The organism is Vibrio penaeicida, from assembly GCF_019977755.1.
Classification (GTDB): domain Bacteria; phylum Pseudomonadota; class Gammaproteobacteria; order Enterobacterales; family Vibrionaceae; genus Vibrio; species Vibrio penaeicida.
In genome coordinates this window covers 998,546-1,015,006 of the sequence record NZ_AP025144.1, presented here as the reverse complement: position 1 = coordinate 1,015,006, position 16,461 = coordinate 998,546, and the positions used below count along the sequence as shown (strand labels likewise).

Sequence of the window (16,461 nt, the reverse complement as noted above, 5' to 3'; positions counted from 1 at the left end):
TTTCTTACCCACATAAACAAAACCTCATAATAACGTTTAATGGAGTCATCATGAGGCTTTGTCTATGCGCTTTTAAATTGCGTTACACACCTTTTCAATTAGGTCGCCTTGAAAGCCCATTCGAGTCATCAATTGGTCTACCATCTGGCGTTTCCGGTTTGTATTATTATTGGTGATTACCCAGAAAGGTGTATTAGGAATCTGACGTGGTTTTGTTGTTTTTCCGCTGGCAAGCAACGTGTCTTCATTATTTGCAAAATAGACTCGTGTACGACCTTTAACTTGAGTTGCTTCTGCAAAATTATCGTTGTGAATGCCGTGAAGGGTCGATAGCACCAACATAAACCGATCAATCGCTTTGTCTTTACCTGCAAATTCATCAGAAATTAATAAAGAGCGAAGTACTTTGACACCGTCTACTGCCGAGTCTTTACCTGCATCTTTACTTACTACGATTCCATTCACTGCCGGAGCCGGAGTCTCTACTGCTTTAGCTTTATCAGCCATCAACAAACGTCGAAGAATGTCAGATGCACTCTCGCCAATATGTTGAGTCTGACTTGCTATGTAACGGTATAGATCCTCATCAACCTCTATTGTTTTCATTCGCTTTTCACAATCTCTATGTTTAAACTCTGGAAGATTATAACCAGTTCTTCCGTGATACTCTACGGCAAACCCAACAAGATAAAGAGAAAATGTCATCACTTTTGAATTATAAGTTGCAGGGCGAAGGCTCAACGATTGTTCTTCTGCATGGATTGTTCGGTAACCTCGATAACCTTGGTCTCCTTACTCGCGATTTGATCCAAGATCATCAGGTGCTTACGGTCGATCTTCGAAACCATGGGTTGTCCTTTCACAGTGATATTCATACGTACGAAGAAATGGCACGAGATGTTGAAACTCTAATCCGTCATTTGGAATTAGATAACGTCAAACTAGTCGGTCATTCGATGGGCGGTAAAGTAGCAATGAAGCTTGCTTCTATTCTTGGTAAACAAGTTAACCATCTTGTAGTTTTGGACATGGCACCTGTCGCCTATACACAAAACAGGCACGATAACGTGTTTGCTGGGCTGCATGCTATTGAACAACAAAAGCCCACCTCCCGCTCGGACGCTATGAAGATACTTGCTCAGCATATTGAAATGGAAGGTGTTAGGCAGTTTCTTGGAAAATCACTTTATAAAGACAGCTCTCATCTCAGTTGGCGATTCAATGTTGCGTCACTTTATGCAAATTATAACAACATACTTACGTGGCATGAGTTACCCCCAGTTGAGATACCGACTCTCTTTATTAAGGGAGGAAATTCCGACTATTTAACAGAAGAGCATCAAGGGCTCGTGCGTCAGCAATTTCCGCACGCAAAAGCCCATGTTATAGCCAATACAGGTCATTGGTTACACGCCGAAAAACCAAATGATGTACTGCGAGTATTGCGTCGTTTTATCTCAACATAGAAATCACTATTGCTGACTCCCAATGTTTGATTCAGCCCCCGTTACGATGATAATACTTATAATTTACTGCTATTGAAGAATCCTTCTCATTAACTTTAAGGCGCAAGAGTGATATAGTGCGCCCAGCAAAATTGACTACAAGGAACGTCATGCTCTACGACTATATCAATATGCTAGAGTCCATTGGGTTGGACCTTTTATTTGCAGCAATTTTCTTTTTTATAGGAATGGCAATAAAGGACGTATTGAAACAGGGGAATGTCCCGCCGTTTGGGCGTCGTATAGTTTGGCTTGTCCTATTTTTAGGTTGCGCAGGGTTTATCGCAAAAGGTCTTATCCAGTTAAGCTGGGAAGGGACAGGATTAGGTTAACCAAAAACTGCAACTTAAAGAATTCACCAAACAAACTGTCACTATATGGGTACTGATTCTATGGCAAGTGTAGGACTCTTCTTTGGTAGCGATACAGGTAACACTGAAGCCGTTGCTAAGATGATTCAAAAACAACTGAGTAAAAAACTGGTTCACGTTCAAGATATCGCTAAAAGTAGCAAAGAAGATATCGATAATTTTGATCTTTTGCTTTTAGGTATTCCAACTTGGTATTACGGTGAAGCCCAATGTGATTGGGATGACTTTTTCCCAGAGCTGGAAGAAGTTGATTTCTCTACAAAGCTAGTGGCTATATTTGGTTGTGGCGATCAGGAAGACTACGCAGAGTATTTCTGTGACGCGATGGGCACAATTCGTGATATCGCAGAAGCGAAAGGCGGAACAGTTTTAGGCTACACGTCTACAGACGGATATGAGTTTGAAGCATCTAAAGCATTGGTCGAGGGTGATGAATCTCAATTCGTTGGTCTATGCATCGATGAAGATCGCCAACCAGAATTGACCGAAGAAAGAGTTAAAAACTGGGTTGAACAAATCTTTGAAGAAATGTGCCTAGCTGAATTGGCCGACTAATTCGTTTATTTTGAATGCCTCCTAACACGGAGGCATTTTTCTATCGTATCTTATCGAAACTGCGGTTTCTTCCTCACATACAGTGTTCGCTGAACTTCAGAAACAACATTCCCATCTTTATCTTTTACGTAAATCAGAAATTCAGGGAAACTTTTATCCCCATTACTGGTTTCTTGATAAATACTATCCAATATCGGCTGAGATACGTGAAAATCAGCAAATAGGTGGGTTTTGCCTGGGGCTATGAAATTGATACTGGCATTTTTGTCCCATACAAAATACTTCTCCCCTAAAATTCCCATCAGCATTAGCGAATAAACTGGATCAGTCAGCGAAAAAATAGAGCCTCCATATTGAGTGCGATTCGCGTTTTTATTCCACCATCGAAGCTTAAGTTGCATTTTTACCTGACGAAAATCATCACTAATAGACACAATGCGAATGCCTGCTCCCCAAAAGGGTGGCCAAATATTGAGAGCAAATTTGACGAGGTTGGGTTTATAAATTTTACTCAAGTTCTTATGCATAGCCATTGTTATAAAATTGTAACTGGTCGGACCTTAATATCCGTGATTTGAGGCATATTTACAAGCTTTGAATATTAACCCTTTGAACTTCGTGGTTTATTGTTACGTTTTACTAGCCTATAATGGCATTAACTACGACTTCTGTATTTTGCTGCAGAACCTCTACAGGAAAAAATATGCCAGACAATAACCAAGCCCTCAAAGAAGCTGGACTAAAAGTAACGCTTCCGCGTTTAAAGATCTTAGAAGTGCTTCAACAGCCTGATTGTCAACACATTAGCGCCGAAGATCTATATAAGAAGTTGATCGATTTAGGTGAAGAAATTGGATTAGCGACGGTATACCGTGTTCTCAACCAATTTGACGATGCTGGCATTGTGACTCGTCACCATTTCGAAGGTGGTAAGTCTGTGTTCGAACTTTCTACACAACACCATCATGATCATCTAGTATGTTTAGATTGCGGTGAAGTGATTGAGTTTTCTGATGATGTTATTGAAGAACGTCAAAGGCAAATCGCGGCAAGATACAATGTGGAATTAACGAATCACAGCCTTTATCTATACGGTAAATGCAGCGACGGCTCGTGTAAGGATGATCCAGACGCTCATAAGCCTAAGAAATAGCACCTTGTTTAAAGAATACAAAAGCCGAAGGTATTGAACTGACCCCCAATAGTTGGACACCAATTATTGGGGGTCTTTTTATGTCCAAATACAACCGAGCATTGAAATGCTCAATAGCGAAACAATACCTACAAGGCGAAAGCTCATCTCAGGAGCTTTCTCGCCTTCATTCCATACCATCGCGTCAAATACGTTACTGGGCACAAGTATTCGATATTCATGGCTCTCAGGCATTTATGCCTCATAGTTTTGCAAAAAATGCGCAAACTAAACTGCAAGCTTTAACTCATATGTGGACGAATGGTTGGTCTATCAGTCACACTAGTGCGGTTTTAAACTTTTCTTCCCCTGGCACAATCGCTGTTTGGCTCAAACAGTACGAAAGAGATGGCTTTCAGGGGCTTGAACGTAGCAGAGGACGACCCGTAATGAGTAGGCACCCTTTTATTCAAAACAAGAGCGATGACGAGAAAACACTGGAAGAGCTCAAAGAGGAGTTAGCGTACTTGCGAGCAGAGAATGCTGTCCTAAAAAAGTTAGAGGAGCTGGAACAGGAGAAACATCGTCGAACAAAGAAAAAACGAAAGTAGTTCTAGCTCTTAAAAATCGATATCTACAGCAACATCTCTTGCATGCTCTTAAGTTAGCAAGAAGTAGCTTCTATTATCATGCGCAGTCGAACAACGCCATCGAAAGCTATCAAGATGAAAAACGGTTAATTGAGAAAATATATCATGACCATAAAGGGAGATATGGCTATCGTCGTATTCATTTAGAGTTAAGGAGACAGGGCGTCATGCTTAACCATAAGACAGTTCAACGTCTAATGGGGTTACTAGGCTTGAAATCAACGGTCAGACCTAAGCGGTACAGCTCTTACAAAGGAGATGCTGGGACAACCGCTCCAAATGTACTTGAACGGGACTTCAATGCAACGAAGCCTGATGAAAAATGGGTAACTGATGTCACTGAGTTTAAAGTTCAACAACAAAAGGTGTATCTATCACCAATTGTTGATCTGTTTACTCAAGAAGTTGTCGCTTACAGGGTTGCTAAAAATGCGTGTTTACCTCTGGTTACTGACATGCTGACTGAGGCGGTTGCGACCTTAGCTAAAAGACGCTAAGCCCATAGTGCATAGCGATCAAGGTTGGCAATATAGGCATAGGAAGTATCAGCAAACTCTCGCTGAACGGGGATTAACTCAAAGTATGTCACGAAAAGGAAACTGCTTAGATAACGCAGTAGCAGAGAACTTCTTTGCCTTACTGAAAACAGAAATGTACCATAATCAGCACTTTGAAGATGCCGATGACTTAATCGCACATATTGACGAATACATCGAGTATTACAATACGAAACGCATCAAGGTGAAACTAAAAGGCCGGACTCCGACGGAATATCGAAATCAGGCCTTAAAAGCCGCTTAACAGAAATGTCCAACTTTATGGGGTCACTTCATATTAACCCTTCGGCTTTTTTGTTCTTTCTGAATATAACTTTCAAACTGGAACCCTCCCCTAAACAACGCAGCCTATTCTGAGCAGTAAATAAAAAAAGAGCACTTACGCACTCTTTTTTTTCATTAAAAATTAAGATTGTACTTAATTTGATTCAATTTTCGCCCAAGTATCTCTTAACCCGACCGTTCGATTAAATACTAAGCGCTCATCGGATGAATCTTTAGAATCTACACAGAAATAACCGGTTCGTTCGAACTGATACCCTTGCTCTGCATTCGCATTTGCCATACTTGGCTCAACGACACCATTAAGCACGGTTAGTGATTCAGGGTTAATTGTTGAAGCAAAGTCGTCAACAGCTCCAGGGTTAGGAACTGAGAATAAACGGTCATACAAACGAATTTCTGCTGGAAGACCTTTATCTGCTGAAACCCAATGTATTACACCTTTGACCTTTCGACCATCGGACGGGTTTTTACCAAGAGTTTCATCATCATACGAACAGAAAATCGTGGTTATATTACCTTCAGCATCTTTTTCAATACGCTCAGCTTTGATTACATAAGCACCACGTAAACGAACTTCTTTACCTAAAACCAAACGCTTGTATTTCTTATTCGCTTCCTCACGAAAGTCATCTTTTTCGATAAACAGTTCACGAGTAAATGGCACTTCACGCTCACCCATTTCTGGTTTGTTTGGATGATTAGCTACAGTCAGAGTTTCGACGTCACCTTCAGCAAAGTTTTCAATCACCAACTTCACTGGATCCAGAACAGCCATAGCACGTGGCGCATTTTCATTTAGATCATCACGAATACAAGATTCTAAAGAGCTAAACTCAATCATGTTCTCTTGCTTCGTTACACCAATGCGCTTACAAAACTCTCGAATAGAAGCAGGAGTAAAACCTCGGCGACGTAATCCAGAAACCGTCGGCATACGCGGATCATCCCAGCCTCTCACCAAGTTTTCAGAGACCAACTGGCTCAGCTTACGCTTGGACATAACAGTATATTCAAGGTTCAAACGGCTGAACTCGTACTGACGCGGCTGACATTCGATAGAAATGTTATCTAATACCCAGTCGTACAAACGTCGGTTATCTTGAAACTCCAATGTGCAAAGCGAGTGTGTGATACCTTCTAACGCATCCGAGATACAATGCGTAAAATCATACATCGGGTAAATGCACCATTTATCGCCAGTCTGATGGTGTGTTGCAAAACGCACACGGTAGATAACCGGGTCGCGTAAAACAATGAACGATGAAGACATATCAATCTTAGCGCGCAAGCACGCTTTGCCTTCTTCAAAACCACCATCACGCATTTTTTCAAAAAGTGCTAAGTTTTCTTCGACACTTCGGTCACGATAAGGGCTTGGTTTTCCTGGTTCTTTAAGAGTGCCACGATATTCACGGATCTGCTCAGGACTTAGCTCATCTACATACGCTAAGCCTTTGTTAATTAATTCAACTGCATAACCATATAGCTCATCAAAATAGTTTGAGGAATAACAAATCTCCCCACTCCACTCAAAGCCTAACCAGTTAACATCATTCTTAATCGACTCGACGTATTCGATATCTTCTTTTTCAGGGTTAGTGTCATCAAAACGTAGATTACACTGTCCTTGATAGTCCTGAGCAATACCAAAATTAAGGCAAATAGATTTGGCATGACCGATGTGCAAGTAGCCGTTAGGCTCTGGCGGGAATCGAGTATGCACGCTGCTATGTTTGCTTTCCGCTAAATCTTTATCAATGATTTGGCGGATAAAGTTCGATGGACGAGCCTCAGCTTCACTCATCTAAACACCTCTACGTATTAAAGTATTGTCAGAATAGTTAATCGCTAATGATCCACCATTCTTACGAGATACACAACTGCCTCAAACACTTTATTGCCAAATTTAGTTTTGATTGGCTAAAAAAAATGCCTCCCATTAAGGGAGGCATTCGTATTCAAGATTTCTTAGTCAGAGACTAAGGAAGTTTTACATCAGACAAGTCTTCACTTGCACCAATGCTCTTCATTTCGCCTGCTACGATTTCAGCTAGTGGGCCAAGGATAACCTGAAGGTTATTTTCACCTAGTTTCACTACACCTTTAGCACCAAGCTTCTTAAGTACAGCTTCGTCAGCTAGAGAGCGATCTTTAAGAGTTAGACGTAGACGAGTGATACACGCGTCGATAGTCGTTAGGTTCTCATGACCACCTAGAGCTTTTAGGTATTGGCGAGCAAGGTCTCCTTTTGGAGCGTCACCAGTTGCTGCAACTGCTTCTTCTTCGTCTTCACGACCTGGAGTTTTCAGGTTGAAAGCGCGGATAGCGAACGAGAACGTTACGAAGTATAGAGCGAACCAAGCTAGACCTAGAGCAAGTAGAACTAGAGGCTTAGTTGCGATACCGAAGTTAAGTACGAAGTCGATTGCACCACCAGAGAACGTAAAGCCGTGTAGCGTACCGAACATGTTCGCCACTACAAGAGCCAGACCTGTGAATGCTGCGTGAACTGCGTATAGCGCTGGAGCTAGGAATACGAACATGAATTCCATTGGCTCAGTAACACCTGTTAGGAATGCACAGAAACCTACAGAGAATAGAGCACCAGAAACTTGAGCACGTTTCTCAGCTGGAGCAGCTAGGTACATTGCAAGAGCAGCACCAGGCAGACCAAACATCATAACCATGAAGAAGCCGTTCATGAATACGCCAGCGCCTTTATCGCCTGCGAAGAAGCGGAACAAGTCACCAGACGCGACTGTTTCAGTCACTTCTTTAACCGTTGCTACGATTTCTGGAGTTACAGAGTTAGCAAAAGTAAACGTAGTTTCTTGACCAACTACTAGAGTTTTAGCGATTTCTGGAGTAACACAAACTTTAGTTAGGTCTAGAGCCTGACCAGCAGCCTGCGCACCTGTGATTAGGATTTCCTGACATGAACCGAGGTTGAACCAGAAAATGTTGTTCACGATGTGGTGTAGACCGATTGGAATCAGTAGACGGTTAAGGAAACCGTAAGCAAATTGACCGAAACCACCAGAAGAAGATACGCCTTGCGCTAGAGCATCAAGTCCGCCCTGAATTGCAGGCCATACAACACCCAGTACTGCACCCAGTACAAGAGCGAAAAGACCAGCCATGATTGGTACTAGACGTTTGCCAGAGAAGAAAGCTAACCATTCAGGAAGACGAGTCGCGTTGAACGCATTGTATGCGTGACCTGCTACGATACCAGCAAGGATACCACCGAATGCCTGAGTGTTGATGTCAGCATTAATTGTTGTCGCTGTTGCGTTAGAAACGAAGTAAGCCACTGCACCAGCTAGACCAGCTGCACCGTGACCGTCTTTAGAAAGACCGATTGCGATACCAATTGCAAAGATAACTGGTAGGTTACCGAAAACCGCACCACCTGCTTGCGCCATGAAAGCGATATCAAGCACGTCACCTTGTCCCAAACGCAGTAATAAACCTGCTATTGGAAGCACTGCAATAGGAAGCATCAAAGCTTTACCTAATCTCTGCGCATATCCAAGTATATTCACCTTAAGTTCCCCCTATAGGATTTTTTTGTATTAGATTTGAGACACTTTTTTTAGTGGCTCAATTTAGTCGTAGTCAGTTTATGACATTAATTTTGCTCCGCAAATTAAAACCTTTTCATTTGTGATCCTAATCACCCGTTTCGGGTAAGGGGAAAGGATTTTGCTAGCGAGATCATAAAACTTATTTTATCATTCAAAACAATTGCCCTAGGGCGCCAAGATTTAATCATTTCCTGTATAAATTTGAGGTATCACCGTGAGATTAATTCCACTTAATACAGCTACTGATGTTGGCTTATGGTCCGCACGTCATATTGTCAACAGAATCAACAAGTTCCAGCCGACTGCAGATCGACCATTTGTCTTAGGATTGCCGACTGGTGGTACACCATTAAACACTTACAAGCGCCTTATTGAACTTCATAAAGCTGGCGAAGTAAGCTTCGAACACGTGGTTACTTTCAATATGGATGAGTATGTTGGTCTTCCTTCTGATCACCCAGAGTCCTACCGTTCATTCATGTACAGTAACTTCTTTAACCACATTGATATTCAAGAAGAAAACATCAATCTTCTTAATGGTAATGCTGAAGATCAAGAAGCTGAGTGCAAACGCTACGAAGACAAGATTAAATCTTATGGTCGCATTAACCTATTTATGGGTGGCGTTGGTAACGATGGTCACATCGCATTTAACGAGCCAGCATCGTCTCTTTCTTCTCGCACGCGCATCAAAACTCTAACTGAAGACACGCGCATTGCGAATTCTCGTTTCTTTGATGGCGACATCAGCCAAGTACCAAAATACTCACTGACTATCGGTGTGGGTACTCTGTTGGACGCTGAAGAAATCATGATCTTAATTACTGGTCATAACAAAGCACTTGCCCTGGAAGCGGCAGTAGAGGGTTCTGTGAACCACCTATGGACAGTATCTGCACTACAACTTCATCCTAAGTCGGTTATCGTTTGTGACGAACCTTCGACTCAAGAATTAAAAGTGAAGACAGTGAAATACTTCCGAGAGCTAGAAGCAGAAAACACTAAAGATCTTAAGTAAGGGTTATTACACTATGTATGCGCTAACTAACTGTAAAATTTATACAGGTAGCGATGTCTTGGACAACCACGCCGTCATCATCGACGGTGTAAACATTCACTCTGTTTGTCCTGTCGCTGAGCTTCCTACTGACCTTAAAACCGTTGATTTAGATGGTGCAAATGTCAGCCCAGGCTTTATTGACCTACAGCTGAATGGCTGTGGTGGTGTGATGTTAAACGATGAGATCACAGCAGAAACCATGCAAATCATGCACGAAGCGAACCTAAAATCAGGTTGTACTAGCTTTTTGCCAACGCTTATCACTTCTTCTGATGAGAACATGCGCCAAGCTATCGCCGCTGCTCGTGATTACCATGCTAAGTATGAAAACCAATCTTTAGGTCTGCACCTTGAAGGACCTTACCTTAATGTGATGAAGAAAGGCATTCACAGTGTCGATTACATTCGCCGTTCTGATGACGACATGATCGACTTCATCTGTGAAAATGCCGATCTCGTGACTAAGGTGACACTGGCACCTGAGCAAAATGACCCAGCGCATATCGAAAAGCTTCGAAATGCAGGTATTGTTGTTGCGATTGGTCACACCAACGGTACGTACGCTGAAGCTCGTCAGGGTTTTGAAGTGGGCATTACATTTGCGACTCACTTGTTCAATGCAATGACGCCTATGGCGGGACGTGAACCAGGAGTTGTAGGTGCAATATATGATACTCCGGAAGTATACGCTGGCATCATTGCTGATGGTTTCCACGTAGACTACGCGAACATCCGAATTGCTCACAAAATTAAGGGTGAAAAGCTCGTATTAGTGACCGATGCCACAGCTCCAGCAGGCGCTGATATGGATCACTTTATTTTTGTAGGTAAGAAAGTATATTACCGAGATGGCAAGTGTGTTGATGAAAACGGCACACTAGGCGGCTCAGCACTAACTATGATCGAAGCAGTTCAAAACACAGTTGAGCACGTTGGTATCGCTTTGGATGAAGCTCTACGAATGGCTACTTTGTATGCTGCACGCGCAATTGGTGCAGAGGACAAACTTGGCCGAGTTAAAAAAGGTATGGTTGCTAACCTTGCTGTATTTGACCGTGACTTCAATGTCAAAGCGACAGTAGTTAACGGACAATACGAGCAAAATTAAGCATGAATGGCGGACAAATAGGTAACGTAGACTTAGTTAAACAACTCAACAGTGCAGCGGTTTACCGCTTGATTGATCAGCAAGGTCCTATTTCTAGGATTCAAGTTGCCGATGTAAGTCAGCTTGCTCCGGCAAGTGTTACTAAAATTACCCGCCAGCTTTTGGAGCGCGGCCTAATTAAAGAGGTCGCGCAACAAGCCTCTACAGGTGGACGAAGAGCCATCTCTCTTACGACGGAAGTCGAACCCTTTCATTCAATCGCGATTCGTATCGGTCGTGATTATATTCATTTCAGCCTTTACAACCTTGGTGGTAAAGAGCTGGTTAATCACTATGCTCCTTTTATCTACCAAAACCAAACCGACTTAATGGAAGGTTTAGTAGAGCAAATACGTACTTTTATTGAGCAACATAAAGATCGTATCGAGCAACTGATTGCAATTGGTATCTCATTACCAGGGCTAGTAAATCCCGAAACTGGCGTTGTTGAATACATGCCAAATACAGATATCGATAATCTTGCACTTGGCGACGTAGTACGCGATACCTTCAATGTAGAATGCTTTGTTGGTAACGATGTTAGAGGCATGGCCCTAGCTGAACACTACTTTGGTGCAAGCCGAGATTGCCAAGACTCTATTTTAGTTAGTGTACACCGTGGTACGGGTTCAGGCATTATTGTCAATGGACAGGTTTTTCTAGGGTTTAACCGCAATGTTGGTGAAATAGGTCATATTCAAATTGATCCACTCGGCGAACAGTGCCAATGCGGCAACTTTGGCTGTCTTGAAACGGTAGCAGCGAACCCAGCAATCTTAGAGCGCATTCGTAAACTATTGAGCAAAGGTTACCAATCGAGCCTTAGCAACATTTCTAATCCCACTATGGAAGATGTTTGCCAGCACGCGTTAAAAGGCGACGAGTTGGCAGGTCAAAGCTTAGTTAAAGTAGGAAATCAGCTAGGAAAAGCTATCGCGATAACCATCAACTTGTTTAATCCACAAAAAATCATTATTGCTGGTGATATTACAAAAGCGCAGGACATTGTATTTCCTGCGATAAGAAAAAATGTGGAAACACAATCATTAACCACTTTTCATGCTGGATTACCTATTGTTGCATCAGAATTAGACCACCAACCAGCCATGGGAGCGTTTGCTATGATTAAAAGAGCAATGCTGAATGGCGTTTTGTTACAAAAATTACTTGAAGAATAAAAGTTTGGTGGAAAAATAGCGTTCTGGCGCTGAATAAATGGGTCGTTTAAGCGACCCATTTTTCGTTTTGGCGATCAAACATAATGATTAGTTAATCTAACTACTTACAAAAAGCTGGCTTTCAATGGAACTCATTTTTATCTCGGTTGCTTTTCTAGCAGGTTTTGCAGCCCTTAAATGCAACCTTCCTCCTTTGGTTGGATTTCTGCTTGCGGGTTTTGCTCTTAATGCATTTGGTTACGAAAGTAACGACACGCTTACGACACTAGCCGACCTAGGTGTCACTCTTCTTTTGTTTACGATAGGGTTAAAGCTAGATGTTAAAACCTTATTAGCTAAAGAAATTTGGTTAGGTGCTACGGTACACAATATCGTTTCAACCGCATTTTTTACCACTGCGCTCCTTTTACTAAAAACTCTCGGGGTCAGCACTCTTTCGTCTATCGGGTTCGAGCAACTTATCTTACTTGGCTTTGCTCTTTCCTTTTCTAGCACAGTCTTTGCTGTTAAGAGCCTTCAAGAAAAAGGCGAAATGAACGCCACGTACGGTACTCTCGCGATCGGTATCTTGGTTATGCAAGATATCTTCGCTGTCGTGTTCTTGACAGCTTCAACGGGAAAAATTCCAGAATGGTATGCAATAGCATTGTTTATCCTACCGTTCTTAAGACCTTTATTCTTTAGAGTGCTTGATTGGGTTGGGCACGGCGAAATGCTGGTTCTTTTTGGTATTTTCTTTGCGCTTGTTGTTGGTGCGGGGCTATTTCATATCGTCGGTATGAAGCCTGATCTCGGTGCGCTGATTATGGGAATGATCTTAGCAGGTCACAAGAAAGCCTCTGAGTTATCTAAGTCTTTACTCAATCTAAAAGAGCTATTCTTAGTCTGTTTCTTCCTAAATATTGGATTAGCAGAAGAGCCAACATTGACGGGGCTTTCTTTGGCTATCTTGTTTATGTTGCTACTTCCAGTGAAAGGTATTTTGTACTTCTTCACCATTAATTTCTTTAAGTTTAGAGTTCGTACGTCTTTACTCGCCTCACTGACACTCTTTAACTACAGTGAATTTGGACTTATTGTTGGTGGCTTGGCTTACAAATTGGGGTGGTTACCTGGTGATATCCTTGTATCCATTGCAATTGCTGTATCTATTTCCTTTGTGTTGGCTGCACCTATCACCCGCGCAGGGCATGAAATTTATCAACGAAGCGCCAAATGGCTTAAAGAGGCTGCCGCAGAAAAGCTTCATGCCAAAGACCAGTTAATTAACCCAGGTCACGCTCAAGTTTTGATTCTAGGCATGGGTAGAATTGGCACAGGTGCCTATGATGAGCTAAGAACTCGCTATGGAAAAATAAGCCTGGGAGTTGAGGTAAGATCAGACGCAGCAGCTACGCACCGCGCTCATGGACGTAATGTTATTGAAGGCGACGCGACCGACCCCGATTTTTGGGAAAGAATACTCGATACTGCCAACGTAAAATTGGTATTGCTTGCTATGCCCCATCACCTAGGAAACCAATTAGCCTTAGATCAGCTACAACGGAAAGAGTTTAAAGGCCAGATTGCTGCCATTGCAGAATATTCCGATCAGCTAGAAGAATTGACAGAATTGGGGGTTGATGCCGCTTTCAATATATACAACGAGGCAGGCAGCGGATTCGCAAGACATGTTTGTGAGCAGCTCAAACCTGAATTTAAAGTTTAAAATACAAACTTAATACATAAATACCGGCCTCTAAGCCGGTATTTTTCTTCATATCGAACAAAAAACATCCGCAAGTAGATCTCATTCACTAAAACACCATATAAATTAAATAATTTTTAACCAAAGCCATTTTGATAAAATAAATTGAAAGCAAAATGTTGCTTTTTTAATTGATCATGGCAAATTAAGTTTAAAAGATTAAAACGGATTTACTTGAGGTAATGGTATGTGTTCAGTATTTGGTATCTTAGACATAAAAAGTGATGCAGCAGCATTAAGACCTGTCGCTTTGGAAATGTCTAAAAAGCTTCGTCACCGCGGTCCAGATTGGTCCGGTATATATTCTTCAGAGCGTGCAATCTTAGCTCATGAAAGGCTGGCTATTGTTGGATTAAATAGTGGTGCGCAACCTCTATATAGCCAAGACAAAAAACACATCCTTGCCGTCAACGGCGAAATTTACAATCACAAAGAGCTTCGAGCGAGATACGAAGACAAATTCGATTTTCAAACAGACTCAGATTGCGAAGTTATCTTAGCTTTATACCAAGAACTAGGTGCTGATCTGCTTGAAGAACTAAACGGTATTTTTGCATTCGTTCTTTATGACGAAGAAAAAGACACATACTTAATTGGTCGTGATCATATCGGTATCATCCCGCTTTATCAGGGCTATGATGAACATGGAAACTACTACGTCGCCTCAGAAATGAAGGCTTTAGTTCCAGTTTGTAAGACCATTAGTGAGTTCCCTCCAGGCTGTTACTACGGCAGCGGCGATGCTGAACCTCAGCGTTACTACACTCGTGACTGGAACGAATACGCGGCAGTACAAGGCAACTCCACCAGCAAAGAAGAACTGACTCAAGCACTGGAAGATGCGGTTAAACGCCAGTTAATGACCGATGTTCCTTATGGTGTGCTTCTGTCTGGTGGTCTGGACTCTTCAATTACTTCTGCGGTTGCTAAGCGATTTGCAGCAATGCGAATTGAAGACGATGAAAAATCTGAAGCTTGGTGGCCTCAACTTCACTCATTTGCAGTGGGTCTAGAGGGTGCACCAGACTTAAAAGCGGCACGTGAGGTGGCTGACAAGATCGGGACTGTTCACCACGAGATGACTTACACCGTTCAGGAAGGTCTGGACGCTATCCGTGATGTGATTTATCACATTGAAACCTACGATGTCACAACCATTCGCGCGTCGACTCCTATGTTCCTGATGGGTCGTAAGATCAAAGCCATGGGTATCAAGATGGTACTTTCTGGCGAAGGCGCAGACGAAATATTCGGTGGTTACTTGTATTTCCACAAAGCACCGAACGCCAAAGAATTCCATGAAGAGACCGTACGAAAGCTATTAGCACTCAACATGTTTGATTGTGCTCGTGCTAACAAATCACTTGCGGCATGGGGTGTCGAAGGTCGTGTCCCATTCCTAGACAAAGAATTTATTGATGTCGCCATGCGATTAAACCCAGAAGATAAAATGTGTGGCAATGGAAAGATGGAGAAACACATTCTTCGTGAGTGTTTCGAACACTACCTGCCGGACTCTATTGCTTGGCGTCAAAAAGAGCAATTCTCTGATGGTGTGGGCTACGGCTGGATAGATTCATTGAAAGAAGTGGCAGAATCAAAGGTCACTGACCAGCAAATGGAAACAGCAGCTTACCGCTTCCCTTACAACACACCGGCAACCAAAGAAGGGTATGTGTACCGCGAGATTTTCGAAGAGCTATTCCCACTAGAATCAGCAGCGCAATGTGTTCCTGGTGGTCCTTCGGTAGCGTGTTCATCCGCAAAAGCTATTGAGTGGGATGAATCATTCCAAAACTGTATCGACCCGTCAGGCCGTGCGGTACAAGCCGTCCATAACGATGCATACTAATTCTTAATCAAGAAATACGAAAAAGGCGCTATTCAGCGCCTTTATTTTCTTCCCAATTTAGTGATTCATTTTCGACACTCACTTTAACGGGTCGATTGATCATCTCTACCAATAGAAACGAGCGCTTATCGCCATCAGGCTCTTCATAAATGGCTGTAATACCCGCAAATTGCCCTTCTTCAATTTTAACTTTCTGACCTTTTTCTGGTTCTGGTAACTTAATACAATGATCGTCATCCTTTTCTAAAAGGCGCAACTCGTAGATCAAGTCCCCTTCCAGCTCGTATGGCAATGCGCCACGACGGATAAAATCGACCACTCCACGAGTTGATCGAACGGTAGTAAAACTCGGTCCGGCTTGATAGTCAAACCGAATAAATACGTAACAAGGAAACAAAGGCTCTTTTACTGTCTGTTTCTTGTTTCGAAGTACTTTTTCAACTTCGATTTCGGGAAAGTAACACTCGATTCCCTGATTTTCGAGATGAAGCTTAGCTCGCGCTTGCTCACCTCGTTTGCAATATAAGAGATACCAACGTTTCATTAAAATAACCAAACTGTCTAAACTATTTCTCAGCAAACATGCCTAAGGAGAGAAACAGATTATTAATTATCAGTAGGTTAACCAATTTATTTTGATCAACCTTTTTCATAATGATCAGACTAATTTCTACATGTGTGTTACAAATAAAAGCCTGTAGATCACAAATCATTAGTGCTGAAAGGCTTCTGTTTTTCGAAGCTAGCAGTAAATAATACCACTTTCATTTATCAGTCTAAATGCAATATTGAAAACAAAAATTAATGTATTGAGCCATTCTATTCAGAACGATTG

At 42.2% G+C, this 16,461-nt stretch carries 16 protein-coding genes and 1 pseudogene; 12 read left to right on the top strand and 5 right to left on the bottom strand.

What is annotated here, in order from left to right:
- Positions 1 to 72: 72 nt before the first annotated feature.
- Entirely contained in the window at positions 73 to 606 is a 534-nt protein-coding gene (seqA, locus tag LDO37_RS04840; protein ID WP_126607083.1) for a replication initiation negative regulator SeqA, read from the bottom strand.
- A gap of 92 nt (positions 607 to 698) precedes the next feature.
- On the opposite strand from seqA, the gene LDO37_RS04835 reads away from it, so the two are divergent.
- The 3 genes from LDO37_RS04835 to fldA all read left to right on the top strand — a co-directional run bounded on the left by LDO37_RS04835 (position 699) and on the right by fldA (position 2,431).
- On the top strand, positions 699 to 1,466 hold the full coding sequence (locus tag LDO37_RS04835; protein ID WP_126607084.1) for an alpha/beta fold hydrolase: 768 nt from the start codon (positions 699 to 701) through the stop codon (positions 1,464 to 1,466).
- Positions 1,467 to 1,615: 149 nt separating this feature from the next.
- The gene (locus tag LDO37_RS04830; protein WP_101113511.1) at positions 1,616 to 1,837 is read left to right on the top strand and encodes a DUF2788 domain-containing protein; all 222 of its coding nucleotides are present in this window, start codon (positions 1,616 to 1,618) and stop codon (positions 1,835 to 1,837) included.
- Positions 1,838 to 1,897: 60 nt separating this feature from the next.
- Positions 1,898 to 2,431 (top strand): flavodoxin FldA, encoded by a 534-nt coding sequence (gene fldA / locus LDO37_RS04825; RefSeq protein WP_126607085.1) that lies wholly within the window; start codon positions 1,898 to 1,900, stop codon positions 2,429 to 2,431.
- A gap of 50 nt (positions 2,432 to 2,481) precedes the next feature.
- Here fldA and LDO37_RS04820 read toward each other — a convergent pair whose 3' ends face one another.
- Positions 2,482 to 2,958, bottom strand: coding sequence for a DUF4442 domain-containing protein (locus LDO37_RS04820; RefSeq protein ID WP_126607086.1), 477 nt, complete (start codon positions 2,956 to 2,958; stop codon positions 2,482 to 2,484).
- Positions 2,959 to 3,134: 176 nt separating this feature from the next.
- Here LDO37_RS04820 and fcrX point away from each other — a divergent pair, with 176 nt between their 5' ends.
- The 4 genes and pseudogenes from fcrX (at position 3,135) to LDO37_RS04800 (ending at position 5,014) form a co-directional block, all read left to right on the top strand.
- Positions 3,135 to 3,584 carry a ferric iron uptake transcriptional regulator FcrX gene (gene fcrX, locus LDO37_RS04815; protein ID WP_126607087.1) on the top strand — a complete coding sequence of 150 codons (450 nt, stop codon included), beginning with the start codon at positions 3,135 to 3,137 and terminating at the stop codon, positions 3,582 to 3,584.
- 80 nt (positions 3,585 to 3,664) lie between these two features.
- Positions 3,665 to 4,174 (top strand): helix-turn-helix domain-containing protein, encoded by a 510-nt coding sequence (locus LDO37_RS04810; RefSeq protein WP_126607613.1) that lies wholly within the window; start codon positions 3,665 to 3,667, stop codon positions 4,172 to 4,174.
- Positions 4,174 to 4,710, top strand: a pseudogene (locus LDO37_RS04805) (IS3 family transposase); the annotation flags it as partial. The gene LDO37_RS04810 and the pseudogene LDO37_RS04805, both read left to right, overlap by 1 nt.
- 7 nt (positions 4,711 to 4,717) lie before the next feature.
- Positions 4,718 to 5,014, top strand: coding sequence for an IS3 family transposase (locus tag LDO37_RS04800; protein WP_263422442.1), 297 nt, complete (start codon positions 4,718 to 4,720; stop codon positions 5,012 to 5,014).
- A gap of 174 nt (positions 5,015 to 5,188) precedes the next feature.
- Here LDO37_RS04800 and glnS read toward each other — a convergent pair whose 3' ends face one another.
- Together glnS and nagE are read right to left on the bottom strand one after the other, a co-directional pair.
- Positions 5,189 to 6,859, bottom strand: a complete 1,671-nt coding sequence (gene glnS / locus LDO37_RS04795; protein ID WP_126608060.1) for a glutamine--tRNA ligase — start codon at positions 6,857 to 6,859, stop codon at positions 5,189 to 5,191.
- A gap of 175 nt (positions 6,860 to 7,034) precedes the next feature.
- The gene (gene nagE / locus LDO37_RS04790) at positions 7,035 to 8,600 is read right to left on the bottom strand and encodes an N-acetylglucosamine-specific PTS transporter subunit IIBC (RefSeq protein WP_126608061.1); all 1,566 of its coding nucleotides are present in this window, start codon (positions 8,598 to 8,600) and stop codon (positions 7,035 to 7,037) included.
- 256 nt (positions 8,601 to 8,856) lie between these two features.
- On the opposite strand from nagE, the gene nagB reads away from it, so the two are divergent.
- From nagB to asnB, 5 genes are all read left to right on the top strand, one after another.
- Positions 8,857 to 9,660, top strand: a complete 804-nt coding sequence (gene nagB / locus LDO37_RS04785) for a glucosamine-6-phosphate deaminase (protein WP_101113506.1) — start codon at positions 8,857 to 8,859, stop codon at positions 9,658 to 9,660.
- 13 nt (positions 9,661 to 9,673) lie between these two features.
- A complete protein-coding gene (gene nagA, locus LDO37_RS04780; protein WP_126608062.1) occupies positions 9,674 to 10,810 on the top strand; it encodes an N-acetylglucosamine-6-phosphate deacetylase in 1,137 nt (378 codons plus the stop codon).
- A 2-nt stretch (positions 10,811 to 10,812) separates the two neighbouring features.
- On the top strand, positions 10,813 to 12,027 hold the full coding sequence (gene nagC, locus LDO37_RS04775; protein ID WP_101113504.1) for a DNA-binding transcriptional regulator NagC: 1,215 nt from the start codon (positions 10,813 to 10,815) through the stop codon (positions 12,025 to 12,027).
- A gap of 124 nt (positions 12,028 to 12,151) precedes the next feature.
- Complete coding sequence (locus tag LDO37_RS04770; RefSeq protein ID WP_224055338.1) at positions 12,152 to 13,735, top strand: cation:proton antiporter family protein; 1,584 nt, start codon at positions 12,152 to 12,154, stop codon at positions 13,733 to 13,735.
- A gap of 226 nt (positions 13,736 to 13,961) precedes the next feature.
- Positions 13,962 to 15,626: an asparagine synthase B gene (gene asnB / locus LDO37_RS04765; RefSeq protein ID WP_126608793.1), complete on the top strand. Its 1,665-nt coding sequence runs from the start codon at positions 13,962 to 13,964 to the stop codon at positions 15,624 to 15,626.
- Between the two features lie 28 nt (positions 15,627 to 15,654).
- On the opposite strand, the gene rfaH is transcribed toward asnB, so the two are convergent.
- Positions 15,655 to 16,170, bottom strand: coding sequence for a transcription/translation regulatory transformer protein RfaH (gene rfaH, locus LDO37_RS04760; protein ID WP_126608795.1), 516 nt, complete (start codon positions 16,168 to 16,170; stop codon positions 15,655 to 15,657).
- Positions 16,171 to 16,461 lie beyond the last annotated feature (291 nt).

Coding starts and splice junctions, on each gene's coding strand:
- nagA (WP_126608062.1), top strand. CDS start 9,674: ATGTATGCGCTAACTAACTGTAAAATTTATACAGGTAGCGATGTCTTG.
- fcrX (WP_126607087.1), top strand. CDS start 3,135: ATGCCAGACAATAACCAAGCCCTCAAAGAAGCTGGACTAAAAGTAACG.
- rfaH (WP_126608795.1), bottom strand. CDS start 16,170: ATGAAACGTTGGTATCTCTTATATTGCAAACGAGGTGAGCAAGCGCGA.
- seqA (WP_126607083.1), bottom strand. CDS start 606: ATGAAAACAATAGAGGTTGATGAGGATCTATACCGTTACATAGCAAGT.
- nagC (WP_101113504.1), top strand. CDS start 10,813: ATGAATGGCGGACAAATAGGTAACGTAGACTTAGTTAAACAACTCAAC.
- LDO37_RS04830 (WP_101113511.1), top strand. CDS start 1,616: ATGCTCTACGACTATATCAATATGCTAGAGTCCATTGGGTTGGACCTT.
- fldA (WP_126607085.1), top strand. CDS start 1,898: ATGGCAAGTGTAGGACTCTTCTTTGGTAGCGATACAGGTAACACTGAA.
- asnB (WP_126608793.1), top strand. CDS start 13,962: ATGTGTTCAGTATTTGGTATCTTAGACATAAAAAGTGATGCAGCAGCA.
- LDO37_RS04835 (WP_126607084.1), top strand. CDS start 699: ATGTCATCACTTTTGAATTATAAGTTGCAGGGCGAAGGCTCAACGATT.
- glnS (WP_126608060.1), bottom strand. CDS start 6,859: ATGAGTGAAGCTGAGGCTCGTCCATCGAACTTTATCCGCCAAATCATT.
- LDO37_RS04810 (WP_126607613.1), top strand. CDS start 3,665: ATGTCCAAATACAACCGAGCATTGAAATGCTCAATAGCGAAACAATAC.
- LDO37_RS04770 (WP_224055338.1), top strand. CDS start 12,152: ATGGAACTCATTTTTATCTCGGTTGCTTTTCTAGCAGGTTTTGCAGCC.
- LDO37_RS04820 (WP_126607086.1), bottom strand. CDS start 2,958: ATGCATAAGAACTTGAGTAAAATTTATAAACCCAACCTCGTCAAATTT.